We start from the raw sequence: 26620 nt of genomic DNA on the forward strand, positions 1-26620 counted from the left end.
AACCAAAGTCTGACGGGATCAGACGACCTTGCCGGTGTCGCGACCGGCGCCGATCAGGATAAGCATGGCAACCAGGAACAGATACATCCAGGCATCTCGCCATTCGACTGGGAAATAGCCGGCCCACAGTGATTCGGCCATGCCGAAAACGGCCGCGCCCAGCGCCGCCTTTGGCGGCGAGAGATAACCGCCGACGGCCGTCACGAACAGGATCTTCAGACCGTAGACAAGGCCGGAACCGAAGCTGACATTGCCGTAGTAGAGGCTGGCCATGACCCCGGCCAGCGCGGCGCAGAAGCCGCCAAACAGTACGGCACGCCGGAACACGCCGCGCACGTCGACGCCGCACAGCGCGGCGGCCCTGGGGTCGTCGGAGACGGCGCGCCAGCACCGGCCGAAGTTTGAGCGGGCAAATGCCCAGGTGGCGAGGGCAACCGCCGCCACGACCACGGCGCAGTCGAGCACCTGGATCAGCGTCAGCGTCGCCTTGAATCCGGAACCTTCGGCGAAAACGACGGGCTCGGCCAGCATCGGCGGCAGCCATAGATCATGCGTGTCGGCGGCGATGCGGCTTGCTTCCGACAGGACGAGCAGGATGCCAAGTGTCGTCACCACGATGGCGTTGGGCGATCGGTCGGCCAACGGCTCGAAGACGCCGCGCGACAGGACATGGCTGATGAGCGCCGCATAGAGGAACGCCGCGAGGACGCCGAACAGCACCGAAGCCAGCAGCGTCAGCCACAGCACCTGGTAGCCGAAGGCGACGCTCAGGATCATTGCCTGGCCGCAAAAGGCAAACAGCGCCCCGAAGGCGAGGTTGGTGCGGTGCAGAATGCCGTTGGTCAGCACATAGCCGAAGGCGAGCAGCGCATAGAGCGCACCCGAATGCAGCCCGTTCAGCACCTGCTGGAAGAAGTAAAACATGCTCGACTACACCAGAAGCATCCCGCCCAAGAGGGAAATAGGACAGGCGCGGAGCGGACAAGGCGACAATACCCCTGCGCATCCGAGCTTTGCATCGTCGAATCTAACTTGTCAAACGCGATTTATCGGTTAGATTTTCGGAAATGACAGTCGCCTGGACTCCTCACCGCTTCACCGGCGGTCTGCTCGCGCTCGACACGGCGAACACCGTCGTGCTGCGAGGCGATCCGGAGCGCACGTTCGACCGCTTCGACGATCCGGCCGAAATCGCCCGCTTCGCCGACGCGGCCAGCGGCTTTCGCGCCGCCGAGCTTGGCGACAGGCGGCTGGCGGTGCCCTCGCCGGCGGCAATCGCGCCCGTCGTGCTGTCGATCCGCGAGACGACTGATAGGCTGTTTCGAGGCGCTGTGTCGAAAGGCGCGGTCGCCACCGCCGATCTGCCGGAATTCCTGCGGTCCTGCGCCGACGGCCTGGCCGCCGGCGAGACCGAGATCGGGGCGCGGGGACGGCCGTTCGGCGATCCGGCGACGCCGATCGCCTTCGAGGCGGCACTGGCGGTTTCGGCGCTTTCCCTGCTGCGTGACGACACCATAGCGAGGCTCAGGATCTGTCCCAATTGCACCTGGCTGTTCGTCGACAGAAGCCGCAATTCCAGCCGCCTTTGGTGCGACATGGCGGTGTGCGGCAACAGGCAAAAGGCAAGCCGTCACTATCGCCGCCGCATGGCGGCCAATGAGGTCAGGAATGCCTAGAGTTCTTTCCCGCTCGACGGTTGTTGGCGCGGCACTGATTGCAGCGATGACGCTTGGCGCTTGCCGGGATACCGGCGGTGAAGGCAAGCTGTTCGAAGTTTCCGGCAAGATATTCGTCTTCAACTACCGCCTCGCCAGGGCGACCTATGTCGTGACGCTGAGGCCCTTGCGGCCGATGGGCGAGGGTCAGGTGGCGGTTGCCAGCTTCCAGAACCCCGCCGGTGGTGATCCCATCGTGGTCGAGCAGAAGATCTGGCCAAAGCTCGACAAGGTCAGCCTGGAAAGCCCGGCGCTGACCTGCGTCGTCAAGAACAAGCCCTATGCCATCGCCATCAGCATCAAGGGCGCCGACGGCGCGGTCATGCAGACCCTCGACACCACGCTGATGTCGACGGAAGACCAGTCCATCCTGCCCGATCGGCCGCTGGTCATCGACCAGCTCTACACGGCCAATCCCGCCCTTGTCGGCCATCCCGACGGCAAGCTCCCGGGCGAGCCGAAGCCGGACTGCTCGAAAGCCGGCTGACACCTTCCGACGGCATCGAGTTCGGCTGGAAATTTCGTGCGCCATCGCGCTGTCGGCGCACCGTTTCACGCGTGGTCCAGCGCCCGCCGAACTGTTTGTCGCGCCTTCGCCGGTCCTTTCGATTTTGTTTGACCTGCCTTGCAAGGGAAGAAAGGATGCGTCATCCGATCCCGACGTTGGCTGCTGCCCCGCGCGGCCTTCGCAGAGGAAATGCCTGATGACGCTGCATGATGTCGCGCTCGACGACAAGTTCGATCTTGGAAAGGAGCGCATCTTCCTGTCCGGCGCGCAGGCGGTCATCCGCATGCTCCTGATGCAGCGCGAGCGGGACCGCCGCGCCGGCCTGAACACGGCAGGCTTCGTCTCCGGCTATCGCGGGTCGCCGCTCGGCGGTCTCGACATGCAGCTGTGGAAGGCGAAAAAGCAGCTCGCCGGGGCCGACATCGTTTTCCAGCCCGGCCTCAACGAAGAGCTGGCCGCCACCGCCTGCTGGGGCTCGCAGCAGACGGAACTGCTGGGCGAGGGCACCCATGATGGCGTTTTTTCGGTCTGGTACGGCAAGGGGCCGGGCGTCGATCGTTCGGGCGACGTGTTCCGCCACGCCAATCTCGCCGGCTCGTCCAGACATGGCGGCGTCCTTGCGCTCATGGGCGACGACCACATGGCCGAATCCTCGACCAATGCGCACGCCACCGAATTCCTCTTCGTCGACACCATGGTTCCGATCCTCAATCCGGCCGGTGTCCAGGAGATCATCGACTACGGCCTGTACGGCTTTGCCATGTCGCGCTTCGCCGGCACCTGGGCGGCGATCAAATGCGTCAAGGACAACATCGAATCGACGGCTTCGGTCGATGCCTCGCTCGAACGGTTGAACATCGTCGTCCCGGATTTCGATATGCCGCCGGGCGGCCTCAACATCCGCCACGAGATCGACATGCTCGGCCAGGAAGAACGGCTGTATGAGCACAAGCGTGCCGCGGCCTCCGCCTTCATCCATGCCAATGGGCTGAACAGGATCGTCTATTCGGGCGGCCGCAATCCGAAACTCGGCATCATCACGCTGGGCAAGAGCTATCTCGACGTCCGCCAGGCGCTGGAGGATATCGGCGTCGACGAGGCGGCCGCCAACCGCATCGGCGTGCGGCTGTTCAAGGTCGGCTGCCCCTGGCCGCTCGACCTGCAGCACATCGCCGACTTCGCCCACGGTCTCGACACCATCGTTGTCGTCGAGGAGAAACGCTCGCTGATCGAGGTGCAACTGCGCGAAAGCCTTTACGGCACGGCCTCGCAGCCGGTCATCGTCGGCAAGAAGGACGAGCGCGGCGACTGGCTGTTTCCAGCCAAGGGGGCGCTCGACCCCAACGAGATCGCCATTGCGCTCGGCGAGAGGATCCTGAAGACCATCGGCCCGTCCGAAGAAATTTCGGCCAGGGTAGCCAAGCTACGCCAGTTCCAGGCGATGCTGGCCGATGCCTCCGACATCGGCTCGCGCACACCCTTCTTCTGTTCGGGCTGTCCGCACAATTCCTCGACCAAGGTGCCGGACGGCTCGATCGCCGCCGCCGGCATCGGCTGCCACTTCATGGCGCTGTGGATGGATCGTAACACAGTTGGCTTTACCGCCATGGGCGGCGAGGGAGCGCAATGGGTCGGCCAGGCGCCGTTCTCCAGGCGCGACCACATCTTCCAGAATCTCGGCGACGGCACCTACAACCATTCCGGCACGCTGGCGATCCGCTTCGCCCTGTCGAGCGAGGCCAACATCACCTACAAGATCCTCTACAACGACGCCGTCGCCATGACTGGCGGCCAGCCGCATGAGGGCGGGCTGACGGTGGACATGATAGCCAGGCAGGTGCGGGCAGAGGGCGTCGACCGCATCGCCATCGTCACCGACGAACCCGACAAATATGCCGGGAAGGTTGAATTCCCGGCCGGCGCCACTATCCACCACCGCGACGACCTCGACCTCGTCCAGCGCGAGCTGCGCGACGTCAAGGGCGTATCGATCCTGCTCTACGACCAGACCTGCGCCGCCGAAAAGCGCCGTCGTCGCAAGCGCGGCACCTTTCCCGATCCCGACAAGCGCGTCTTCATCAACGAGCTGGTCTGCGAAGGCTGCGGCGATTGCGGCGTCCAGTCGAACTGCGTCTCGATCCAGCCGGTCGAGACCGAATTCGGCCGCAAGCGCAAGATCGACCAGTCGAGCTGCAACAAGGATTTCTCCTGCGTCAACGGCTTCTGCCCGTCCTTCGTCACCGTGCACGGTGCCAAGATCCGCAAGGCCGAGGGCCTGGCTGGCGGGACCGACCCGCTTGAAGGCGTGCCGATGCCAGCCGAATTCCCGCTCGGCGTCGAGGGCTGGGCGGCGATTATCGACGGCGTAGGCGGCACCGGCGTCGTCACCGTCGGTGCCGTGCTCGGCATGGCGGCGCATCTCGAGAACAAGGGCTGCGGCATGATCGACATGGCCGGCCTCGCCCAGAAGGGCGGCTCGGTGTTCACCCATGTCCGCATCGCCCGCACACCCGAAGACATTAATGCCATCCGCGTTTCGGCGGGGAAGGCCGACCTCGTGCTCGGCTGCGATCTCGTCGTGTCGGGCGCCAAGAAGGTGCTGACGGCGGTGCGAGAGGGGCATACGATATTCCTCGCCAACACCGCCGAGATCATGCCAGGCGAATTTGCCCGATCGTCCGATTTCTCGCTGCCGATCGAGCGCCTGAAGAAGGCTATCCGCTCAGCGGCCGGTGACGACAAGGCGCATTTCTTCGACGCCACCCGCACCGCCACAGCCCTGTTCGGCAATTCGCTGGGCGCCAACATGTTCATGCTCGGCTTTGCCTTCCAGTACGGCGGTCTGCCGCTCTCGGCCGAAGCCGTCGAAAAGGCAATCGAATTGAACGGCGAAGCGGTGGCGATGAACATCGCTGCTTTCCGCTGGGGCCGCCGCGCCGCGCATCAGCCGGATTTCGTACGCGGCCTCATCGCCCAGCCGTCCCCAACCCTCGGCGACAAGGCCGGACAGGCCGGTCCGGTCGCCGAGACACTGGACGATATCATCGCCCGCCGCGTTGCGTTCCTCACGGCCTATCAGAACGCTGCTTACGCCAAGCGCTACGCCGACAGGATATCGACGCTGCAAGCGTCAGAAACGAAGGCCGTGCCGGGTTCCACCGACGTGACCGAAGCCGCCGCCAAAAGCCTGTTCAAGCTGATGGCGATCAAAGACGAATACGAGGTTGCGCGGCTCTATACCGACGGCTCCTTCACCGCCGAGCTTGGCAAGCAGTTCCAGAGCTACGAGAAACTTGAATTCCATCTCGCCCCGCCGATCATGGGACGTCGCGGCAATGACGGCAAACCGAGGAAATCGAGCTTCGGCCCTTGGATGATGAAAGGCTTTCGCCTGCTGGCCGCGATGAAGGGCCTGCGCGGCACGGCTTTCGACCTGTTCGGCTATACCGCCGAGCGGCGCATGGAGCGGCAATTGCTGGCGCAGTACGAGGCCGATCTACAGCTCGTGGCCAGCTTGCTGGCGCCGGGCAAGATCGAGGCCGCGGCAGCCCTGGTCTCGGTCCCGGGGCTGATCCGCGGCTATGGCCATGTCCGGCAGGCAAGCGCCGAAAAGGCGGCGGGCGAGCGCTCCAGACTGCTCCAGCGACTGACCCAAACCATGCCGGTACCGGTTCTCAGTGCAGCTGAGTGATTTCCCCACCCGGGCCCGAAGCCTGCCGCAGCTTCCTCTCGTCGCGGCGGGCGGGCCGAAGCCATAGCTTAAGCCCTCTGTCTAAGCCTTTCTTAAGGCGGTTGTGGCATGACAAGGCTTAGCGTTGGGCCGATCATATGGGCAAAACAAAGACCGAAAGCATCCCCGCGGATGTCTATATCCAATTTGTGCGGTCGTTGTTCGACAACGCGCACATGTTGGTGATCGGTGGCGCGTGCTACTGGATCCTTGGATTCATGATCTATCTGCGCACGCAAAATCCGTTGTTTCTGGCCTTTTCTTTTATTCTGCTGCCGATCAGCCTTCTGCGTTATTTCGGTATCCGCAGCTTCCTGAAGACGGGCGGCGTGATTGCCGATGTCGAACACGCACACCGATTGGAGCGCAGTTACATCCTCAAGGGCTGCTTGCAGGGCCTCGGATTGGGTGCGCTGTGCTTCGTGTCGATCTATGTGTATCCCGACCCATTCGCCGAACTGGCGGCAATGTCGCTGACCCTGGCGACCCTGGTCACGGTTGTCGCCCGCAATTACGGGTCTCCGCGCATGGTGCGGATTTTTTCGGTAACCTTCATCGGTCCGGCGGCGCTAGCGCTGCTGCTGCGTCTGGATGCACCGTCCGTGGTCCTCGGTCTAATGATCTTCCCGATGACGTTTATTACCATCAACAGCGCCGACCATGTTCGCAATGTACTGTTTTCGGCGGTCATCGGCCACAAGCAGGCGAAAAGCATAACGCGCAAGTTCGACCGCGCGCTCAACACCATGTCGCACGGCCTGGTCATGCTTGGCCCTGATGGGCGCGTCGCGGTCGCCAACGCAGAGGCCGCCCACCTGATGTCGCTGAAATCGGCCGACGCGCTGCTCGGGCGCTCCATCCACGGCCTTCTGATGCGCGGCGTCGCCGGCGGAATGTTGGCGCCGAAGGACTGCCGCTACGTCGAGGCGCAGCTGACGCGCGCGTTGCGCGAGGGCAGGGACCGCAAGGTGCTTGTTTCGCTCGCCAACGGCCAGCATTACGAATTCTCCGCGCGCGAAGGCAGCCAGGAACTCGGCGTGATCACCTTCGAGGATGTCACGGCACGCGTTGAGGCGGAGGAAAAGATCCGTTTCATGGCGCGCTACGATAATCTCACCGGCCTTCCCAACCGCGCCTATTTCCACGAACTCGTCGGCGAACTGATGGCCTCCGGCGACCGGGATCGCCTGTGCGGTCTCGCCGTGATCGACCTCGACGATTTCAAGAGCGTCAACGACACGCTCGGCCATCCCGTCGGCGACGGGCTGATCTACGCCGTGGCGGACCGGCTGGCGGCCATCGCCGGGCAGGGCCTCACCGTCAGCCGCTTCGGAGGCGACGAGTTCATGCTGTTCTTCGACCGCATCGATGACGAAAGCCATCTGGAGAGCCTGCTCGACCAGATTTTCGCCGAGTTGCAGGGAGAAGTCGACGTGGCGGGCCACGGGTTGCGGATTCAGGCCAGCGCCGGCGCGGTGCTGTCCAAGGTCGGCGGAACCGATGTTGACGCCATGATCGTCAAGGCGGACCTGGCGCTCTACAAGGCCAAGGAACTCGGCAAGAACGGTTGGCGGCTGTTCGAGGCGGCGATGGATGCCGCTTTCCGCAATCGCCAGCTGATGAAGGCGGATCTGCGCAGCGCCGTGGAAGGCAGGGAACTGCGGGTCGTCTACCAGCCGATCGTGGCGATGAATACCATGCGCATCGCCAGCTGCGAGGCGCTCTGCCGTTGGGACCATCCCGATCTCGGACCGATTTCGCCCGGGATCTTCATTCCGCTGGCCGAGGAGATGGGCATCATTTCCGAGATCAGCACCTTTGTGCTGCATGCAGCTTGCACCGAATGCGCCAAATGGCCTGACCAGACCAGCGTCTCGGTCAATCTCTCGGCAAGGGATTTCCGCAGCCGCGACGTCATCCAAAAGGTGCGCGATGCGTTGGCGAACTCCGGCCTCGACGCTAGCCGCCTGGAGATCGAAGTCACGGAAACCGCGCTGCTCGACGACAAATCCCTGACCCGCCAGTATATCGAGGAACTGAAGCAGCTTGGCGTCCGCATCGCCCTCGACGATTTCGGCACCGGCTATTCAAGCCTGAGCTATCTCCACAAGCTTCCGCTCGACAAGATCAAGATCGACCGGTCGTTCGTGATGGACGTCACCCACAACCCGCGCTCGCTCGAGCTGTTGAAGGGCGTCGTCGACCTGACCCGTGTCCTGGGGCTCACCGTCACCATCGAAGGCGTGGAAACATTCGAGCAGCTTAAGGTCCTCATGCATTCGGTGAAGCCGGATCTTGTCCAAGGCTTCCTGTTCGGCGCTGCGCTCAGCGCGTCGGGCATCGAAACGATGTCGAACGTCACCTGGCCGTTTGCCGCGGATTTGCGTCTCGCCGCCAAGCGCACAGTCGGCTAGCTTTTCATCGTATATCTCTTGCCACTCCGAAGTTGATAAGCGCGTTGCGTGGATCGTGTCGCGGGTGCGGGCCGGAATATTCTATCGGCCGCGAAAAAATCCAAGCAAAGCGCGCAGTAGTTTTGGTCCGATTTTGAAGAAGCGAAAAGGTTTGACCGGCTCGGTGCATCTGTCAAAGCGGAACGCTCCAGTGCTTTTCGCGCCCAACTTTGCAGCGCCCTTCATAGGAATGGAAGGCTTGGATTAGAACGTCCAGGCTGCTCCTTCAGCAACCACCCCGCAGCCAAGGATCTCCGGCTGTTAAGGTTAACAAGTGGTAAACCAGTTGGGTCCGATTTTCGGCTTGTGTCTCATTTCAACTCGCATAGCCTGTCTACCGGCGGATACGAGGACTTGAGAATGGATGCTGCGAGAAACGATGCGCGGGCTGGCGCTAGCTCCAATGCTGGGTCGGCGCTGAACCAGTCGATCATGCAATTGCTGGAGCATGTCGACTACCGTCTCATCACTGGAGGCGAGGACCTGGAGGCGATCTACCGCCTTCGCTATCAATCCTACCTGCAATCGGGCATGTGCGGCCCGATCGCCAGCGGGATGTTCGAGGATCGCTGGGATAATCTGCCGAATTCCTATCGGTTCGGCGTCTATTTCGATGGACACCTGGTCAGCACGTTACGGCTCCACTACATTTCCCGAGAGCACCCTTATTCACCGTCCGTCGACGCCTATCCGGAAATATTGGCCGAGCGGCTTGCCCGCGGAGAGACGTTCATCGACGGGACTCGCTTCGCAACCGATGCCGACAGTGCGCCCGCGCCCGGAGTTCTCCCTTTTCTGACGCTCCGGCTTGGCATGGTGGCCGCCTCTTACTTTGGTCTCACTGCAGTGCTTACACCGATCAAGATCGAGCATTCCGCTTACTATGCTCGTATCTTCCATGCCATTCAGAGGACAGAGGGCAAGGTGTTCCCGGGTGTCCTTGCNATTCCGCTTACTATGCTCGTATCTTCCATGCCATTCAGAGGACAGAGGGCAAGGTGTTCCCGGGTGTCCTTGCGCCGATCGCTCTGTTCGAAATCCCCTGCGGCGAAAACTTGCGCCAGACACTCGAACGGTTCCCGTTCTTTAACTCGACAGCCGTGGAACAGCGGATGATGTTCGCCAATCCGGCCATCAACCGGCTGACGCCGCTGTCCATAGTGCCGACGGCGAAATACTATCGCGATGCTGCTTGAACGGGCGTCGTCCTTGTATCTGAACCTTCCCGCGGCTTCGCCGTTATAGGGAGCGGCATCGCCATCGAGTATCGCCGCGATCCTGCCCAACGGGCATTTCGCCCCGGGCTCCTGTCGCATTGTTCGTGGGAAGGAATACGGTCATGACCATCCACTCGCTCGCGCTCACACCGCTGATTTCGCTGATCGCCGGCGTGCTGATCCTGATCATGCCGCGGCTCCTGAACTACATCGTCGCGCTCTATCTGATTGTGGTTGGGCTGCTCGGGCTTTTTCCTCACCTTGTTGGCTGAGACGCTGGGCAGGGCCTCGCGCAAAAGCCATCCCCGCGGGCATCGACCGCCAGTTTCAATTTTCCCTTGAGGGAGTTGTCGGCTGCGATGCGGCAATAGCGCCATTGCCCTGCGCCCAGCTTTTCGGTATGTGCCTGAAAGATGTCTTCGAAGGGGTATTCCTATGGCTGAGCACACGCCGAGCGGTCCTGTAGAACTGGGCGCGAAGATGGACTATGCCGAGCATGACCGCACCTATGCGGGCTTCCTGGCGCTGGCCAAATATGGCTCGCTCTTCTGCGGCGCGCTTCTCCTGGCGATGGCTTTCGGCTTCTTCGCGGGCGGCTTCTTCTCTGCGCTGATCCTGTTCGTGCTTATTCTGGCAGTAGGCGCCTTCATTCTGCGATAGACATTCCAAAACCCTCTTGCGGTTGATGTCGCCGGATATCCCGGACGAGACTTCGCGCAGACAGGTTCCGGCCGAAAGGATCATGCGGTGGGACAGACGGTTTTCATCCCTCGTGAGCTTGACGCGAACGAGCCGCGTGTCGCGGCTTCGCCCGATACGGTTAAGCGGCTGACGGCGCTCGGTTTCGACGTGGTCGTCGAAGCCGGTGCCGGCACACGCTCGCGTATCCTCGACGAAGAGTTTGCCAAGACAGGTGCTGTCGTCGGCAAGGCCTCGGACGTCGCCAAGGCCGATGTCGTGCTGAAGGTTCGCCGGCCGACGGATGCCGAGCTGAAGAGTTACAAGTCTGGCGCCGCGGTGATCGCCATCATGGATCCCTACGGCAACGATGCGGCTCTCGCGGCCTTGGCCAAAGCCGGCGTCACCGCCTTCTCGATGGAGTTGATGCCGCGCATCACCCGCGCGCAATCGATGGACGTCCTGTCCAGCCAGGCCAATCTTGCCGGCTACCAGGCGGTGATCGACGGAGCCGCCGAATACGACCGGGCGCTGCCGATGATGATGACGGCTGCTGGCACGGTGCCGGCGGCGAAGGTCTTCATCATGGGCGTCGGCGTCGCTGGCCTGCAGGCGATCGCCACCGCGCGCCGTCTCGGCGCGGTCGTCACCGCCACTGACGTTCGGCCCGCCGCCAAGGAACAGGTCGCCTCGCTCGGCGCGAAGTTCCTCGCGGTCGAGGACGAGGAGTTCAAGGCCGCCGAGACGGCCGGCGGCTACGCCAAGGAAATGTCGAAGGAGTATCAGGCCAAGCAGGCGGCGCTCACCGCCGAACACATCGCCAAGCAGGACATCGTCATCACCACGGCGCTGATCCCCGGCCGGCCGGCGCCGAAGCTGGTGTCGGCGGCGATGGTCGCCTCGATGAAGCCGGGTTCGGTGATCATCGACCTCGCCGTCGAGCGTGGCGGCAATGTCGAGGGCGCCGAGGCCGGCAAGATAGTCACCACGGCCAGCAACGTGAAGATCGTCGGTCATCTCAACGTGCCAGGTCGCATCGCGGCATCCGCCTCGCTGCTTTATGCCAGGAACCTGTTCGCCTTCGTCGAGACGCTCGTCGACAAGACGACCAAGACGCTTGCCATCAATCGCGAGGACGATCTGGTCAAGGCAACCATGCTGACTGATGGCGGCAAGGTGGTCCATCCCGCCTTCGCCAAGGCCGACCAGCAGCCTTATGTCGAGCCGGCCGCGATCCCGGCCACGACCATGGTCGCCGACGCCACGGCCGCGCCCAGGAAGGTCGCGCCCGGGAAGACAGCCGCATCCAAGTCACTCTCGCCGAAGCCGAAAGGGACCGCGTGATGGACCAGACCTTGCAGAAAGCCTTGGATCAGCTCGACCAGGCAAGCGCTGCCGTTCGGCTCGCGGTGGAGAACCTGGGCAATGCCCCAGGCGGTGCCGAGGCGGCCGGTGATGCCGCGCACGCGCTGTCGGGCGGGGCCATCGATCCCTTCGTCTTCCGTTTCGCCATCTTCATCCTGGCGATCTTCGTCGGCTATTACGTCGTCTGGTCGGTTACCCCGGCATTGCACACGCCGCTGATGGCCGTCACCAACGCCATCTCCTCGGTCATCGTGGTCGGTGCGCTGCTCGCCGTCGGCATCGCGGCCTCCGGCGTCGCCGCCGGCTTCGGTTTCGTCGCGCTGATGCTGGTCTCGGTCAACATCTTCGGCGGTTTCCTCGTCACCCAGCGCATGCTGGCCATGTACAAGAAGAAGGACAAGTGACGTGACCGTCAATCTCGCCTCCTTCCTCTATCTGGTATCCGGCGTCCTGTTCATCATGGCGTTGCGCGGCCTCTCGCATCCGACCACCAGCCGGCAGGGCAATCTCTACGGCATGATCGGCATGGGCATCGCCATTGCCACCACGCTGGCGCTGGCAACCCCGTCCGCCGGCCGTTTCGGTCTGATCGTGCTTGGCCTCGCCATCGGCGGCGGCATCGGCGCCGTCACCGCCCGCCGCATTGCCATGACCTCGATGCCGCAGCTGGTCGCCGCCTTCCATAGCCTAGTCGGCCTTGCCGCCGTCATGGTGGCGGCCGCGGCCATCTATGCGCCTGAAAGCTTCGGCATCGGCACGGATGGCGACATCCATGCCCAGGCACTGGTCGAGATGAGCCTCGGCGTCGCCATCGGCGCCATCACCTTCACCGGCTCGGTCATTGCCTTCCTGAAGCTCGACGGTCGCATGTCGGGCAAGCCGATCATGATCGGCGGCCGTCACGTCATCAACGCTGCGCTTGGCGTGGCGCTGATCGTACTGATCGTCCTGCTGGTCACCACGGAATCGAAACTGGTGTTCTGGCTGATCGTTGCCGCCTCGCTGGTGCTCGGCGTGCTCCTGATCATCCCGATCGGTGGCGCCGACATGCCGGTCGTCGTGTCGATGCTGAATTCCTATTCCGGTTGGGCGGCCGCCGCCCTTGGCTTCACGCTCGGCAATCTTGCGCTGATCATCACCGGCGCGCTGGTAGGCTCGTCGGGCGCGATCCTGTCCTACATCATGTGCAAGGGCATGAACCGGAGCTTCATCTCCGTCATCCTCGGCGGCTTCGGCGGCGAGACCGCCGCTGCGGCTGATGACGGCATCGAGCGCACCGTCAAGCAAGGTTCGGCCGATGATGCCGCCTACCTGATGATGAACGCGCAGAAGGTCATCATCGTACCGGGTTACGGCATGGCGGTCGCCCAGGCGCAGCACGCGCTGCGTGAAATGGCCGACAAGCTCAAGGCCAATGGCGTCGACGTCAAATACGCCATCCATCCCGTCGCCGGCCGCATGCCCGGCCACATGAATGTGCTGCTCGCCGAAGCCAACGTGCCTTACGACGAAGTGTTCGAGCTCGAGGACATCAACTCAGAGTTTGCCCAGGCCGACGTCGCGTACGTCATCGGCGCCAACGACGTCACCAACCCTTCCGCGCGCGACGACAAGTCGTCGCCCATCTACGGCATGCCGATCCTCGACGTCGACAAGGCCCGCACCTGTCTGTTCGTCAAGCGCTCGCTCGGCTCCGGCTATGCCGGCATCGACAACACGCTGTTCTACAAGGACGGCACCATGATGCTGCTCGGCGACGCCAAGAAGATGACCGAGGAAATCGTCAAGGCAATGGATCACTGACTGGCCGATCTTGACCGTCGAATAGAAAGAGCCCGGCGCGATGCCGGGCTCTATAATTTTGGCGTGATGCTGCCTTCAGCCGTTGGTCAGGAACACCGCTTCCTCGTCATCGCGCTGCCTGCCGCCGAGCGCCGCGGCCGCACTGGCGATGAAGGCGCCGATAACCAGCGACAAGGCGCCGAGAAGAGCGAAAGTGGCGCTTGCTTTCCTGGCCGTGTCGGCCGCCTGCTTCGCCTTGACCTTTGCGTCCTGCGCCTTCGCCAGCACCGTGTCGACACGCGTCTTGGCATCAGCCTCGGAAAGGCCGGTGCGTGCGGCGACCAATTGCGCAAGATAGGTCTTGTCTTCCGCCGAGACGTCGCCGGCGACGGCGCCGGCGATCAGGATCCGCGAGGCCTGCCCGGCCGCCGCGGCTTCGTCAGCAGGATTGGCGGCGGCGAGCTTGGCCGGATCGGCCGGGCGGAACAGGGAATCCACCAGATAGGAGGTCGCATTGTCGGTCGATGCACCGCTGGCATTCGCCGAGGCCCCGGCCGACGCGCCCATGGCGGCTCCCGAGGCCACGGTGGACGCGGCCTGTACACCTGAACCAATCGCGGCGGAAAGCGCCGAGCCAAGCACGCCGGCGACCAGCAAGGTGGCTAGCGCCCAGGCGAGAAACCCGTGCGCGGTGTCACGGAAATAGACTTCATCGGTGTGGATGCCGACCCATTTGGTCCTCAACCGGCCCGCAAGGTAGCCGCCTACACCGGCGGACAGCCACTGCACGATCACCAGCCAGACGGCGGTGGAAACCGCGAAGGTGGTGATCGACGCGCCAGACCCCGACCATGGTGAAACCATGCTGAGCCCAAGGCCTGAGCCGAGCAACATGAGGATGAACGTCAACGTCGAGGCCGCGAAAGCGCCGGCGATGATCGGTCCCCAACTGACGGCGGTGGAGGACGATTCCGTGGAAGCGGATACGTCGACAGCCGATAGGGTGGACTGCATCGACGCCCCCTACCGTACGAACAGCATGATGAGGATGATGATCGGAATCGGAATGCCGAGCAACCAGAGTAGAATGCCGCGTCCCATGAAAGCCTCCTGCAAGAAATTGTGATGGACACTGTCACAATGTCTTCAAAGGCCTTCTGTTCCGGCGCATCCTCATTATTGGCGCGCGCACGAGCCATGCCAATCTGTTAAAAGGCTGGACGAAACCTCAAATATCCAGGTTGGCGACCGACAGTGCGTTGTCCTGGATGAATTCGCGCCGCGGCTCCACCTCGTCACCCATCAGCCGCGAGAACAGGCTGTCGGCATCGGTCGCATCGTTGACCTTGACCTGCAACAGCGAACGCACATTCGGGTCGAGTGTGGTTTCCCAGAGCTGCTCGGCATTCATCTCGCCGAGACCTTTGTAGCGCTGCATGGTCAGCCCCTTGCGGCCGGTCGCGAAGACCGCGTTGAGCAGCGCCAGCGGTCCCGAGACTGTCTCGGACACCTCCTTGCGGCGCAGCACCGGCGGCGCCCCGTAGACTTCGCTGAGGCGCTGCGCGTATCGATCGAGCTGGCGTGCGTCGGCGGAATTGATCAGCGCCATGTCGAGATGGGCGTATTCCTTGACGCTGCGCACGGTGCGTTCGAAGACATAGCCGCCGATGCCCTCATTCGAGGTCGACATGCGGCCGGTCCAGCCGCGCTCGGTGTCCTCGGCAATGATGTCGAGGCGTTGCGCGACGCGCTCGGCCATCGCGTTGGCGCGGCCAAGATCGGCGAAGATTTCGGGATTGAGCCCGCCGGCGATCGCCGCCTGCTCGACGACGTCGCGGTTATAGCGCGTGTGCAGGCCGTTGATGAGCTGGCGCACGGCAAGCGCATCGGCGACGGCGCCGTGCAGATCCTGTCCGGTCCGCACTTCCTCTGAGCCGAGCGTAAGGGACGCTTCCTCCAACCCCGAATCGATCAGGAATTCTTCGAAGGCGCTCTCATTCTTGATGTATTGCGAGCTCTTGCCGCGCGTCACCTTGTAGAGCGGCGGCTGGGCGATGTAGAGGTGGCCGCGCTCGATCAGCTCCGGCATCTGCCGGAAGAAGAAGGTGAGCAGCAAGGTCCTGATATGGGCGCCGTCGACGTCGGCGTCGGTCATCAGGATGATCTTGTGGTAGCGCAGTTTGTCGGCGTTGAATTCGTCCTTGCCGATCGAGGTGCCGAGCGCGGTGATCAGCGTGCCGATCATGTCGGATGAGAGCATGCGGTCGAAGCGGGCCCGCTCGACGTTGAGGATCTTGCCGCGCAGGGGAAGGATTGCCTGGTTTTGGCGCGAACGGCCGCCCTTGGCGGAGCCGCCGGCCGAGTCACCCTCGACGATGAAGATTTCGGACTTCGCCGGGTCGCGTTCCTGGCAATCGGCCAGCTTGCCGGGCAGCGAGGTGACGCCGAGCGAGGTCTTGCGGGTGATGTCGCGAGCCTTGCGCGCGGCTTCCCGCGCCGCCGCGGCCTGGATCACCTTGTCGACGACCACCTTGCCCTCGGTCGGATGCTCTTCGAGCCACGTGCCGAGCGCTTCGTTGACTAGCCCCTCGACCACGGGACGAACTTCCGACGAGACCAGCTTGTCCTTGGTCTGCGACGAGAATTTCGGGTCGGGAACCTTGACCGACAGCACCGCCGTCAGGCCTTCGCGGCAATCGTCGCCGATCAGCGAGACCTTTTCCTTCTTGGTCAGGCCCGAAGATTCGCCATAGCCGGTGATCTGGCGGGTCAGTGCGCCGCGAAAACCGGCCAGATGGGTGCCGCCATCGCGCTGCGGGATGTTGTTGGTGAATGCAAGCACATTCTCGTGGTAACTGTCGTTCCACCACATCGCCACTTCCACGGTGATGCCGTCACGCTCGGCCCTGATGGAGATGGGCTTCCCGATCAGCGGTTTCTTGACCCGGTCGAGATATTTGACGAACTCTTCCAGGCCGCCGTCATAGTGCAGTTCATGCTTCACGACGTCGGCATGACGGGCGTCTGTCAGAACGATGCGAACACCGGAGTTCAGGAAGGCGAGTTCGCGCAGCCGGTGCTCCAGCGTGCCGAAATCGAATTCGACCATGGTAAAGGTCTCGGACGACGGAAAGAAGGTCACCTCGGTGCCGCTGCGGCCCTCATTGGTGCCCGGGCGCTTGTCCTGCTCGTAGCTGCCGATCGCCTTCAGCGGCGCATCGGCATTGCCGTGGGTAAAGCTCATCTCGAAGACCTGGCCGTTGCGGCGGATCTTGAGCTTCAGCCAAGCCGACAGCGCGTTGACCACCGAGACGCCGACGCCATGCAGACCGCCAGACACCTTGTAGGAGTTCTGGTCGAACTTTCCGCCGGCATGCAGCTGCGTCATGATCACTTCGGCCGCCGAAATGCCTTCGCTGGGGTGAATGTCGGTTGGAATGCCGCGGCCATTGTCGATAACGGTTACCGAACCGTCGGGATTGAGTGTCACCGAAACCAGGTCGGCATGGCCAGCCAGCGCCTCGTCGATGGCGTTGTCGACCACTTCGTAGACCATGTGATGCAGGCCCGAGCCGTCATCGGTATCGCCGATATACATGCCCGGCCGCTTGCGGACGGCGTCCAACCCCTTCAAAACCTTGATGGAATCGGCGCCGTATTCGGCTTCAGCGCCGTTTGTGTTCTCGGTCTGATCGCTCATGAAAACCTGTTGTCTAGATGCCGCTTCTACAGCGCGAAAAATCGGCCCCGAATCGCGCCTCTGATATGGTGTAGATATAGGCGCTAAAGGCGGTTTTTCCAAGGTTTGCAGGCATTTCCGGCGTAAATGCCGAGCCGGCAGCCGGCTATTTTTTTCGGGCGTTGAATTTAGCCAGAAGGCCGCGCAAATATTTGACGGTAGTTTTGTCCCTGGGCGCCAGCCGGCCCGTACGGTCGAGCTCGAGCGTCTGGTTCAGCGCCTTGGTCAGAACCGCCTTCGGATCCTTGGCCATATACGCTTGTGGTCAGCTCCTGCAGCATGCTCCTGGCCGTCTCATAGTTGTCGAACGAGGTCGGCAGGTCGCCTTGCACCATCTTTATGTTGGCGAGCTTGATATGGCTGATGGCGAGATCGCGTTTGACGCTGGCATCGGTTTCCTGACGCGACCGCTGTTCGAGGTTGGCCAACAGGGCCGTGAAGGCCCGGCCGGCCGCCTCGACATTGCCGACCGTCGTGTAGGGCAGACCGAGCTCNTACAGCGACAGCACGGTTTCATAGCCCTTGATGGCCGCCGCATAGTTGAGGTCGGCGCGTGCCGCGCCCGCCGACAGGAACAGCGTCGCGGCCTGCGACAGCGTTCGGTCGAGGAAATTCACCTTCAGGGCCTAGCGCGACACCTCGTCGAAATCGACCGCCTCGGCCTATAGCGCAAGCAAGCCGCTGAGAGCGGCTCTCTCAGGCAGCGCGCATCGGTTTCAACGCCTCGCTCCAGCGCAACAGTTCGTCCAGCATGGTCTTGGCTCCGCCCCGCACTTGCTCGCTGGCATCGAAGGCTCCGTTCTCGTCGAGCAGTTTCTGGTACAGCGGCAGCGCGACACCTTCCGGGATGGGCATGATCCCGACCGAGGTCAGCAGCGGCTTCAGCGCCTGCGCCGCGCGCAAGCCGCCGGAGACACCGCCATAACTGAAGATCGCAGCGGGCTTGTATTTCCATTCGCGGGCGAGATAGTCGATCGCGTTGATGATCGCGGGTGCGGCGAAGTAATTGTATTCCGGCGCCACGAAGACGAAGGCGTCGGCGGCATCCATCGTCTTCGACCAAGCTTTGGTGTGGTCGTTCTGATAATTGCCGAGCCTTGGATGATGCGGTTCGTCCAAGACCGGCAGGTTGAACTCGGCGATGTCGGTCAGCACAGGCTCGAATTTTCCATGCTCGCGCGCGAACGTCTCCAGCCATTCGGCAAAAACCGGGCCGGCGCGGCCGGGCCGCGTGCTGCCGATGATGATGCTCAGCTTGTGCTTCAAGACGGGCTCCTTTGCCGGGTGGTATAGTTTGGTGACCGTCACTACGGCAGAGGGTTCCTGCGGGCAAGGTTGGACCCCTGACGGAATGGTCACGATTGAATGAACAGACCGTCCGCCCTGGCGTTCCCGCCGTCATGGGTCCGGTTTGCCGTTCGGTCACATGGACGCCCGAGGTGCCAGCCACTACATTGATAGGAACAGCGGAGCACTTCATGGACACGCAGCCCGCCCCATTCGTTCCTCCCGCCCCGAAGCCGCGCACGTCGCCGCCTTCGACGCTGGAGATGATCCGCATCGTCTATCGCAACCCGCTCGAACTCTGGGGCGAGCCGACCTACAACGAACCTTGGATTTCTGCCAAGGGCGCTGGTGGGCCGCTGGTCATCGCCAATGATCCGGGCCTGATCCGCCATGTGCTTGTCGACAACGCCAAGAACTACAAGATGGCGACGGTCCGCCAGAAAATCTTGAGGCCGATTCTGCGCGACGGCCTGCTGACGGCCGAGGGCGAGGTGTGGAAGCGGTCGCGCAAGGCGATGGCGCCGGTGTTCACGCCGCGCCACATTTTCGGCTTTGCCCAGCCGATGCTGAAACGGACGCTGGAGTTCGTCACCCGTTACGAGGCCGGCGGTACGTCCGATATCGCCCATGACATGACGCTGCTCACCTATGACATCCTCGCCGAGACGCTGTTTTCCGGCGAGATCGCGGGTGAGCCCGGCAGTTTCGCCAACGAGATCGACCGCCTGTTCGAAACCATGGGCCGCGTGGATCCGCTCGACCTGCTGCGCGCGCCCGACTGGCTGCCCCGGCTGACCCGTATCCGCGGCCGCAAGACCATGGCCTATTTCCGCAAGATCGTGACCGACACGGTCAAGATGCGCGAAGAGAAGTTGAGGCGCGACCCCGATGCCGTGCCGCAGGATTTCCTGACGCTGCTGCTCAAGGCCGAAGGCCCCGACGGACTGACGCGCCCGGAAGTCGAGGACAATATCATCACCTTCATCGGCGCCGGCCACGAGACCACGGCGCGCGCGCTTGGCTGGACGCTCTATTGCCTGGCCGAATCGCCCTGGGAGCGCGACCGGATCGAACAGGAGATCGACCGGGTGCTGGCGCGCGAGCCCGATCCAACGAATTGGCTCGACGCCATGCCGCTGACACGAGCCGCCTTCGACGAGGCGCTTCGGCTCTACCCGCCGGCGCCGTCGATCAATCGCGAGCCGATCGAACCGGAAATGTGGAAGGATCTTTATATCCCCAAGCACGCCGCCGTGCTGGTGATGCCGTGGGTCGTTCACCGCCACAGGAAGCTGTGGGATCGGCCCGACGCCTTCCTGCCCGAACGCTTCCATCCGGGAAACCGTGAAAAGATCGACCGCTTCCAATATTTGCCCTTCGGCGCCGGTCCGCGCGTCTGCATCGGCGCCAGCTTCGCCATGCAAGAGGCGATCATCGCGCTCGCCATCCTCTTGTCACGCTTCCGCTTCGACGCGACCGCTGAAACGAAACCCTGGCCGGTGCAGAAATTGACCACGCAGCCGCAAGGCGGTCTGCCGATGCGGGTCACGCCTCGCCCTCGCTGAGGGCCGACGCGTCTGGAGATTATACCGCGGGCTTACGCTGCTGGAACTGGCCGGCGGCGCGGAAGCGCCAGAGGTAGCTCGGCAGGATCGTCGCGATCGACTGCGGCTGGATGCCGAGCCCCGCCAGTGTCCGGTTGGCCTTGGTGGCATCCTCTGAAACAATGTTGTGCTCGCGCAACTGCAGCACCTGGTCCTTGGTCAGCAGCGGATTGGGCAACAGGCCGAGGATCGAGGCCTGGATGTTTGCCACCCACCACGGCACCGGCACCAGCAGGCGCTTGCGCTCGATGACGGTGAGCAGTTCCTGCATGCACTCCTTGAAAGTGAGCACGTTGGGGCCGCCGAGCTCGTAAACCTGGCCGCGATCGATCTTGCCGTCGACCGAACGCGCGACAGCCTCCGCCACGTCACCGACATAGACCGGCTGGAACTTGGTGTGGCCCCCGCCGATCAGCGGCAGCACCGGCGAATAACGCGCCATATTGGCGAACCGGTTGAAGAAGCTGTCCTCCGGCCCGAAATTGATCGACGGCCGCAAGATCACGGCATCGGCGATCGTCTCCAGCACGGCCTTTTCACCGAGCGCCTTGGTGCGCGCATAATCCGATTCGGAATCCGGATCGGCGCCGAGCGCTGAAATATGGGTGAGCCCGGCGCCGACGGAGCGCGCCGCCTCGGCGATGGCGCGAGCACCGAATTCGTGCACGGCGGAGAATTTCTGCCGGCCGCTCTCATGCAGGACGGCGACGAGATTGACGACATGGTCGGCACCTTGCACGGCACGGTCGACCGACCAGCGCACGCGCACATTGGCCTGCACCGGCTGGATCTGGCCGACATTGCCGAGCGGCTGCAAATGGCCAGCAAGATCGGGCCGCCGGCAGGCGACCCTGATGCGATAACCGCGCTTGGCCAAAGCCCGCACGACATGACGGCCGACAAAGCCGGACCCGCCAAAGACGACGACGAGCTTTGGGGTCTGCAGGATTTCGGTCATGGCGGGCTCCGGCGCGCGTTCCAGATGGCTTGGCTGAGCCGTTTCATAGTCCGTTTTGCGCCAAAGGCAAAGGGTGACGCGTCGTCGCGTCATCCTTGTTTTTTGCGCGAATCCAAGAAAAAGTATGACGCGGTATTCCTGCGACAAGTGCATCGATCATGTCTCGGCCCAGCGAGCGACAAACGCAGAAAACCCCGCCGAAGCGGGGTTTCCCGGATGACATCATGAGGTGTCAGGGGCCGACGAGCGGCCTGACCTGAGACGGCATCAGGAGGGCGTGAAGCAAGTACGCCCACCCCAGCCCTGAACATCCGACATGGTGCCACCAACCTTCTTGCAGGCGGCGACGAAATCGGCGCTGCAGTTGGCGAATTTCGCATGGCCGTTCTTGCAGTAGTGGTCCTCGGTGGCGCCGCCGCTCGGCGCGGTAATGACGCCCGGGTTGGCGGGCTTGACCGGTGCGGCTTTCAAATTGGCCGCCTGCGTGGCGCCCATGAAGGAACCGAGCAGGAGGACGGCGGTCAGCATGGTGGTCTTGGTGTTGGTCATGACAATTTCCTTTGACTTGAGGTTGGGTTTTCCGGGACGCGAAGGGTCATGCCTTTCACGCGGAGCAGACTTTCGATTTGATTTTGCTGTTCCCCGGTCTGGATCGGGCAAGCTCATCTTGCCCTGGACAAACGTTGGTCGCCCGGGCGCTCAAAAAGGTTCAGAACGCACGCGAAAAGAACGCGCACAACCGCGCTACAGGCGGGGGCCGGCCAATTAACTAACTGAAAAGAAAGCAAAATAATCAGGCCGAGTAGCGTGCGGCGAATTCGGAGATGCGCTGGATCACTTCCTTGGGCGCGGTGATTCCGCGCGCCTGAGCCTTTTCGGCCGCTTCGGCGCGGCCGCGGCCGGGCACATGAACGCCGAAGCGGCGCCGCAGCCGGTCGAGCTGGTCTTTCATGCGCTGCTCGAAACCCGGGTCGAGCAGCTTGGGCTCGACGGCAAGGACGAACAGGCCGGTCCCGGGGCTGTCCGGGCCGCCGCTGAACCATGGCGCGTCGAGTGACCAGTTGGCGCCCGACAGGCCGGCCGCCAGCACTTCGACCATCAGCGCGATGTTGGCGCCGCGCTGGCCGCCGAAGGCGAGCATGGCGCCCTTCATGGCCGCCGCCGGATCGGTGGTCGGGTTGCCGCTGGCGTCCAGCGCCCAGCCTTCGGGGATCTTCTTGCCGTCCTCGGCGGCCTTGCGGATGTTGACGAAGGCGGTGGCGCTCGACGACTGGTCGATCACCAGCGGCGCGCCGTCGGCGGCGGGGGCGGCGAACGACATCGGATTGGTGCAGTAGACCGGCTTGACCGAGCCTGAGCCGGCCAGGACAGCCGGACCATTGGTGGCGGCGAAGGACACCAGCCCCTGCGCGGCCAGCCGGCCGGTGAAGTAGCCGAGCGCCCCGCAGGTGTAGGCGTTCTTCTGCGAGAAGATGGCGACGCCGAACAGTCTTGCCGCTTTGGCGAGGTCGTCGATGGTGCGGTCGAAGCCGGTATGCGCCAGCCCGCCGCGCGCATCCGAGAGATAGATGGCCAACGCCGGCCGGGTGATCACTGGATCGGCATTGCCGTCGATGCGCCCGGCCTCGAGCGCTTCGAGATAGTCGATGAAATGCGTGAGCCCGACCGCTGCAAGTCCCTCTGCCTCGGCCGCGATGATCGAGGCGGTGAGCGATTGCGCCGCTTCCTCGTTGGCGCCGGCGCCAAGTGCCGCCATCCGGCACAGCCCTTTTGCCTGGTCGAGACTGAGTTGCATGGCGATTGCCCTTAGTAGGAGTGAGTAGGGGTTAGTGAGTGGTGAGTTGTGGAGTGCGCGGCAGCCACTTCCTACTCACCAATCCCTACTCACCACTCACTAGAACCTAACCGATCTTGACCGGGATTCGTGCCTCGATCCGGCTGAAGGCGAAGACCAGAATGCCGGTGATCGCCATATAGATCAACGCCAGGAGCAGCAAGGGCTCGTAGGTGAGATAGGTGTCCTGCCGCACCTTGGACGAGACGGCGAAGATGTCTATCACGCTGATGGTCGCCACCAGCGGCGTCGATTTCAGCTGCAGCACGGTCTCGCCGGTCAGTGTCGGCAGCGCCCGGTAGAAGGCTTGCGGCAGCCAGATGCGGCGGAAGATCTTCCAGCGGCTCATGCCGAAGGCGCGGGCGGCTTCCAACTGCCCCTTGGGCACGCCGGCAAAGGCGCCGCGCATCACTTCGCCCTCGTAGCCGGCGAAGGACAAGGTAAGCGCCAGCACGCCATATGGCCAGGCCTGCCTGAGATAAGGCCACATCCAGGATTCGCGGATCCATGGATATNCCAACTGCCCCTTGGGCACGCCGGCAAAGGCGCCGCGCATCACTTCGCCCTCGTAGCCGGCGAAGGACAAGGTCAGCGCCAGCACGCCATATGGCCAGGCCTGCCTGAGATAAGGCCACATCCAGGATTCGCGGATCCATGGATATTGCGGGAACAGCGAGCCCAGCCCGTAATAGAGCAGCCATAGCTGCAGAAGCAGCGGCGTGCCGCGGATGATGGTGCAGAAGACTTTCGCAGGCGCCGCGACCCAGATCGAGCCGGCCGCCTGCGCCAGCCCGACGGGCACGGCGATCATGAAGCCGAGCGTACAGGTGACGGCCAGGATCCACAGGGCACGCCAGATCCCCATCAGGCCCATTTCCCAATATTGCGGCAGCCAGTCCCAGCGCATGAAGAAGGCGGCCGACGCCACCAGCCCAAGCGCGATCAGGATCAGCACGATGCGATGCGGCTGCAGCCAGAGCGAAGCGCGCGCCGCCGTGTCGATGATGACGGTTTCGCTGGTCATCAGCGTGCCTCCTTGAGGGAAGGCATGCCGCGCCGCGCCCATTTCTCGGCGCGGCCAAGCAGGAGGTTCGAAATCAGTGTCACGCAGAGATAGAGCACGCCGGCGGCGAGGAAGAAGACCAGATAGGCCTTGGTGACGCCCGCCGCCTGTCGTGTCGCCAGCGTCAATTCGAAGAAGCCGACGACGGCAAGCAGCGCGGTGTCCTTGGTGGCGATCAACCACAGATTGGCGAGGCCCGGAATGGCGAAAGGCAGCATCGCCGGCAGCGTGATGCGCCGCAACAGAAGGCCGGGAGACATGCCGAAGGCGCGGGCGGCTTCGATCTGGCCCTGCGGGATGGCGAGGATCGCGCCGCGGATGACTTCCGTCGAATAGGCGCCCTGGACGAAGCCGAGCACGGCGATGCCGGCCACCAGCCCGCTGATGTCGACACGCTGGTAACCCATCGCGGTCAGCACCTGGTTTATCAGGTCTGTGCCGGCATAGTAGAGCAGCAGGATCAGCACCAGTTCCGGCACGGCGCGCACCACGGTGGTGTAGACCGCGAACAGGTCGCGCACCACGGGTCCGCCGTAAAGCTTGCCATAGGCACCGCAGGTTCCAATCAGCAGGCCGACGATGGTCGCGCCGACGGCGATCTCGAGTGAATGCAGGAGCCCGAGCAAGAGCGTCCCGCCCCAGCCGACGGGAGCCGGCGAGAGCAGTTCGACGATGCCGGCCGCGGAAGCCGGAAGAAAGGATTCGATCAGCTTCGCCCCCGGATTGCTGGCTCTGTCCGCCGGCACCAGCAGCCGGCGGCAAGCATGCGTGGACAGGCCGGCTGGAGGACGAGGGCGTCAGCCCCCCGTCCTCCAGCCGATGCGAGGGTCGTCAGTTCGACTGCGTGGCGCCGCCGTAAATGTCGAAATCGAAGTATTTCTTCGAGATCTCGTCATATTTGCCGTTGGCGCGGATCGCCTTGATGCCGGCGTTGATCTTCTCTTTCAGATCGGTGTCTTCCTTGCGCACGCCGGCGCCGACGCCCGGTCCGAGCACTTCGTCGTCAGGGGCAACCATGCCCTTGAGATCGCAGCAGGCCTTACCCTGGTCGGTCTTGAGGAACTCCTTGAGCGCGATGGAATCGGCCTGTACCGCGTCGAGGCGGCCCGCGGCGAGGTCGTTGTTAGCTTCGTCCTGCGTCTGGTATTCCTTGATCTCGGATGCGGTGGGGCCGAAATGCTTCTTGGCGTAGACGGCATGCACCGTCGACACCTGGACGCCGACGACCTTGCCCTTGAGATCGTCGGGCGTGGCGCCGAACTTCTGGTCCTTGGGCCCGATGATCGCGGTCGGGGTGTTGTAGTACTTGTCGGAGAAGTCGATGGTCTTCTTGCGTTCGGCGGTGATCGACATCGACGAGACGATGAGGTCGATCTTCTTGGTGGTCAGTGCCGGGATGATGCCGTCCCAGGCGACAGGGGTGATGACGCAGTCGAGCTTCTCTTCGGCGCACACGGCGTCGATGAAGTCGATCTCCCAGCCGACCCATTTGCCCGAAGCATCGGGCGAGGTGAAAGGCGCGTAGGGTTCGGCGGCGACGCCGATCTTGACCGGATCGGCCTTGGCCACGCCCATGGCTGCGACGCCGAGCAGCAGCGCCGCGGCGAATGTCTTCAGAACAGTCTTCATTTCAGAACTCCCAGTTTGTTGTTGGTTCCCGGTTTTCTTCCGTCCCGGCCTGTGCCTAGCCGATGTTGCGGATGAACTGCTTTAGCCTTTCGGACTTGGGCGCGCCGAAGATCTGCTCCGGCGGGCCTTCCTCCTCGACCAACCCGTTGTAGAGGTAGACGACATGGGTCGCGACCTCGCGGGCGAATTTCATTTCGTGGGTGACGAGCACCATGGTGCGGCCTTCACGGGCCAGATCGCCGATCACCTTCAGCACTTCGCCGACCAGTTCGGGATCGAGCGCCGAGGTCGGTTCGTCGAACAGCATGACGCGCGGATTGATGGCCAAGGCGCGAGCAATCGCGGCGCGCTGCTGCTGGCCGCCGGAGAGATAGGCCGGATAGACGTCGCGCTTCTCGGCCAGCCCGACGCGCACCAGCAGTTTTTCGGCCTGGGCGATAGCCTGGTCGCGCTTGACGCCCAGCACATGAACGGGAACCTCGATGACGTTTTCGATCAGCGTCATATGGCTCCACAGGTTGAAGTTCTGGAACACCATGCCGAGCTTGGAGCGGATGCGTTCGATCTGCCTGCGGTCGGCCGGAATGGTATGGCCATGGCTGTCCGCCTTGAGCTTGATCTGCTCGCCATTGACCCGGATGATGCCGCTGGTCGGGTTTTCCAGGCAGTTGATGCAGCGCAGCAGCGTCGATTTGCCTGAGCCCGAGCCGCCGATGATGGCGATGACCTCGCCGTCGCGGGCCGACAGCGATACGCCCTTCAGCACATGCAGTTGACCGAATTTCTTGTGCAGGTTCTCGACATGGATGGCTTCTGCGGCGCCGTCCTGCGCCTCGCCGGATGGGACTTTGGCAGCTGCCACAGCGCTCACCAAATGACCTCCATATCGCCGCCGGCGGTTCGTCGAACGTCTATCCGGCTAATCAACATACGCTGTACTGCCCCGCTCCAGACCTCAAGCATGGACCCAACAGAGCGAGCCCGTCAATCCCGCTCATTACGGCACTTGCGGCCTTGTTGTGCAAGTGTATAAATAACCTCTCATGAAATTTTCTCGG

21 protein-coding genes are annotated in these 26620 nt (G+C 63.2%); 10 read left to right on the plus strand and 11 right to left on the minus strand.

The features are described 5' to 3' along the window. Nucleotides 1-18: 18 nt before the first annotated feature. Nucleotides 19-924, minus strand: a complete 906-nt coding sequence (locus tag X742_RS154805) for a branched-chain amino acid ABC transporter permease (RefSeq protein ID WP_023772409.1) — start codon at nucleotides 922-924, stop codon at nucleotides 19-21. Between the two features lie 143 nt (nucleotides 925-1067). Here X742_RS154805 and X742_RS154800 point away from each other — a divergent pair, with 143 nt between their 5' ends. The 9 genes from X742_RS154800 to X742_RS154765 all read left to right on the plus strand — a co-directional run bounded on the left by X742_RS154800 (nucleotide 1068) and on the right by X742_RS154765 (nucleotide 13469). Beyond that, nucleotides 1068-1676, plus strand: a complete 609-nt coding sequence (locus X742_RS154800) for a CGNR zinc finger domain-containing protein (protein WP_023772410.1) — start codon at nucleotides 1068-1070, stop codon at nucleotides 1674-1676. Further along, nucleotides 1669-2202: a hypothetical protein gene (locus tag X742_RS154795; protein ID WP_023772411.1), complete on the plus strand. Its 534-nt coding sequence runs from the start codon at nucleotides 1669-1671 to the stop codon at nucleotides 2200-2202. The genes X742_RS154800 and X742_RS154795 overlap by 8 nt, the downstream gene beginning before the upstream one ends. A 217-nt stretch (nucleotides 2203-2419) precedes the next feature. After that, the gene (locus X742_RS154790) at nucleotides 2420-5914 is read left to right on the plus strand and encodes an indolepyruvate ferredoxin oxidoreductase family protein (RefSeq protein ID WP_023772412.1); all 3495 of its coding nucleotides are present in this window, start codon (nucleotides 2420-2422) and stop codon (nucleotides 5912-5914) included. Nucleotides 5915-6051: 137 nt separating this feature from the next. Then, complete coding sequence (locus X742_RS154785; RefSeq protein ID WP_015314282.1) at nucleotides 6052-8367, plus strand: EAL domain-containing protein; 2316 nt, start codon at nucleotides 6052-6054, stop codon at nucleotides 8365-8367. Between the two features lie 1378 nt (nucleotides 8368-9745). Continuing rightward, a complete protein-coding gene (locus tag X742_RS1000000172430; protein ID WP_023772413.1) occupies nucleotides 9746-9895 on the plus strand; it encodes a DUF3096 domain-containing protein in 150 nt (49 codons plus the stop codon). Nucleotides 9896-10058: 163 nt separating this feature from the next. Next, nucleotides 10059-10283: an aa3-type cytochrome c oxidase subunit IV gene (locus X742_RS154780; protein ID WP_015314279.1), complete on the plus strand. Its 225-nt coding sequence runs from the start codon at nucleotides 10059-10061 to the stop codon at nucleotides 10281-10283. A gap of 87 nt (nucleotides 10284-10370) precedes the next feature. Next, nucleotides 10371-11645 carry a Re/Si-specific NAD(P)(+) transhydrogenase subunit alpha gene (locus X742_RS154775; RefSeq protein ID WP_023772414.1) on the plus strand — a complete coding sequence of 425 codons (1275 nt, stop codon included), beginning with the start codon at nucleotides 10371-10373 and terminating at the stop codon, nucleotides 11643-11645. Continuing rightward, entirely contained in the window at nucleotides 11642-12070 is a 429-nt protein-coding gene (locus tag X742_RS154770; RefSeq protein WP_023772415.1) for an NAD(P) transhydrogenase subunit alpha, read from the plus strand. The genes X742_RS154775 and X742_RS154770 overlap by 4 nt, the downstream gene beginning before the upstream one ends. Nucleotide 12071: 1 nt before the next feature. Then, the gene (locus X742_RS154765) at nucleotides 12072-13469 is read left to right on the plus strand and encodes an NAD(P)(+) transhydrogenase (Re/Si-specific) subunit beta (protein ID WP_023772416.1); all 1398 of its coding nucleotides are present in this window, start codon (nucleotides 12072-12074) and stop codon (nucleotides 13467-13469) included. A gap of 75 nt (nucleotides 13470-13544) precedes the next feature. On the opposite strand, the gene X742_RS154760 is transcribed toward X742_RS154765, so the two are convergent. The 3 genes from X742_RS154760 to X742_RS154745 all read right to left on the minus strand — a co-directional run bounded on the left by X742_RS154760 (nucleotide 13545) and on the right by X742_RS154745 (nucleotide 18453). Further along, nucleotides 13545-14462: a membrane protein gene (locus tag X742_RS154760; protein ID WP_023772417.1), complete on the minus strand. Its 918-nt coding sequence runs from the start codon at nucleotides 14460-14462 to the stop codon at nucleotides 13545-13547. 214 nt (nucleotides 14463-14676) lie between these two features. Continuing rightward, the gene (gene gyrB, locus X742_RS154755; protein WP_023772419.1) at nucleotides 14677-17148 is read right to left on the minus strand and encodes a DNA topoisomerase (ATP-hydrolyzing) subunit B; all 2472 of its coding nucleotides are present in this window, start codon (nucleotides 17146-17148) and stop codon (nucleotides 14677-14679) included. A gap of 735 nt (nucleotides 17149-17883) precedes the next feature. Then, a complete protein-coding gene (locus X742_RS154745; protein WP_023772421.1) occupies nucleotides 17884-18453 on the minus strand; it encodes an NADPH-dependent FMN reductase in 570 nt (189 codons plus the stop codon). A 212-nt stretch (nucleotides 18454-18665) separates the two neighbouring features. Here X742_RS154745 and X742_RS154740 point away from each other — a divergent pair, with 212 nt between their 5' ends. Beyond that, nucleotides 18666-20039 carry a cytochrome P450 gene (locus X742_RS154740; RefSeq protein WP_023772422.1) on the plus strand — a complete coding sequence of 458 codons (1374 nt, stop codon included), beginning with the start codon at nucleotides 18666-18668 and terminating at the stop codon, nucleotides 20037-20039. A gap of 19 nt (nucleotides 20040-20058) precedes the next feature. Here X742_RS154740 and X742_RS154735 read toward each other — a convergent pair whose 3' ends face one another. The 7 genes from X742_RS154735 to X742_RS154710 all read right to left on the minus strand — a co-directional run bounded on the left by X742_RS154735 (nucleotide 20059) and on the right by X742_RS154710 (nucleotide 26433). After that, on the minus strand, nucleotides 20059-21036 hold the full coding sequence (locus tag X742_RS154735) for a complex I NDUFA9 subunit family protein (protein ID WP_023772423.1): 978 nt from the start codon (nucleotides 21034-21036) through the stop codon (nucleotides 20059-20061). Between the two features lie 267 nt (nucleotides 21037-21303). Beyond that, a complete protein-coding gene (locus X742_RS154730) occupies nucleotides 21304-21585 on the minus strand; it encodes a hypothetical protein (RefSeq protein ID WP_023772424.1) in 282 nt (93 codons plus the stop codon). Nucleotides 21586-21829: 244 nt separating this feature from the next. Beyond that, on the minus strand, nucleotides 21830-22831 hold the full coding sequence (locus tag X742_RS154725) for an Ldh family oxidoreductase (protein ID WP_023772425.1): 1002 nt from the start codon (nucleotides 22829-22831) through the stop codon (nucleotides 21830-21832). A 106-nt stretch (nucleotides 22832-22937) separates the two neighbouring features. Beyond that, nucleotides 22938-23894, minus strand: coding sequence for an ABC transporter permease subunit (locus X742_RS1000000171515; protein WP_023772426.1), 957 nt, complete (start codon nucleotides 23892-23894; stop codon nucleotides 22938-22940). Beyond that, nucleotides 23894-24559 (minus strand): ABC transporter permease, encoded by a 666-nt coding sequence (locus X742_RS154720; RefSeq protein ID WP_032924130.1) that lies wholly within the window; start codon nucleotides 24557-24559, stop codon nucleotides 23894-23896. Before X742_RS154720 ends, X742_RS1000000171515 begins: the two co-directional genes overlap by 1 nt. Nucleotides 24560-24764: 205 nt before the next feature. Beyond that, entirely contained in the window at nucleotides 24765-25562 is a 798-nt protein-coding gene (locus X742_RS154715; RefSeq protein WP_023772428.1) for a transporter substrate-binding domain-containing protein, read from the minus strand. Nucleotides 25563-25617: 55 nt separating this feature from the next. Then, nucleotides 25618-26433: an ABC transporter ATP-binding protein gene (locus tag X742_RS154710; RefSeq protein WP_031247950.1), complete on the minus strand. Its 816-nt coding sequence runs from the start codon at nucleotides 26431-26433 to the stop codon at nucleotides 25618-25620. Between the last annotated feature and the right edge of the window lie 187 nt (nucleotides 26434-26620).

Origin of the sequence: Mesorhizobium sp. LNHC229A00 (genome assembly GCF_000502415.1) — a bacterium.
In the GTDB taxonomy this organism is placed as follows: Bacteria; Pseudomonadota; Alphaproteobacteria; order Rhizobiales; family Rhizobiaceae; genus Mesorhizobium.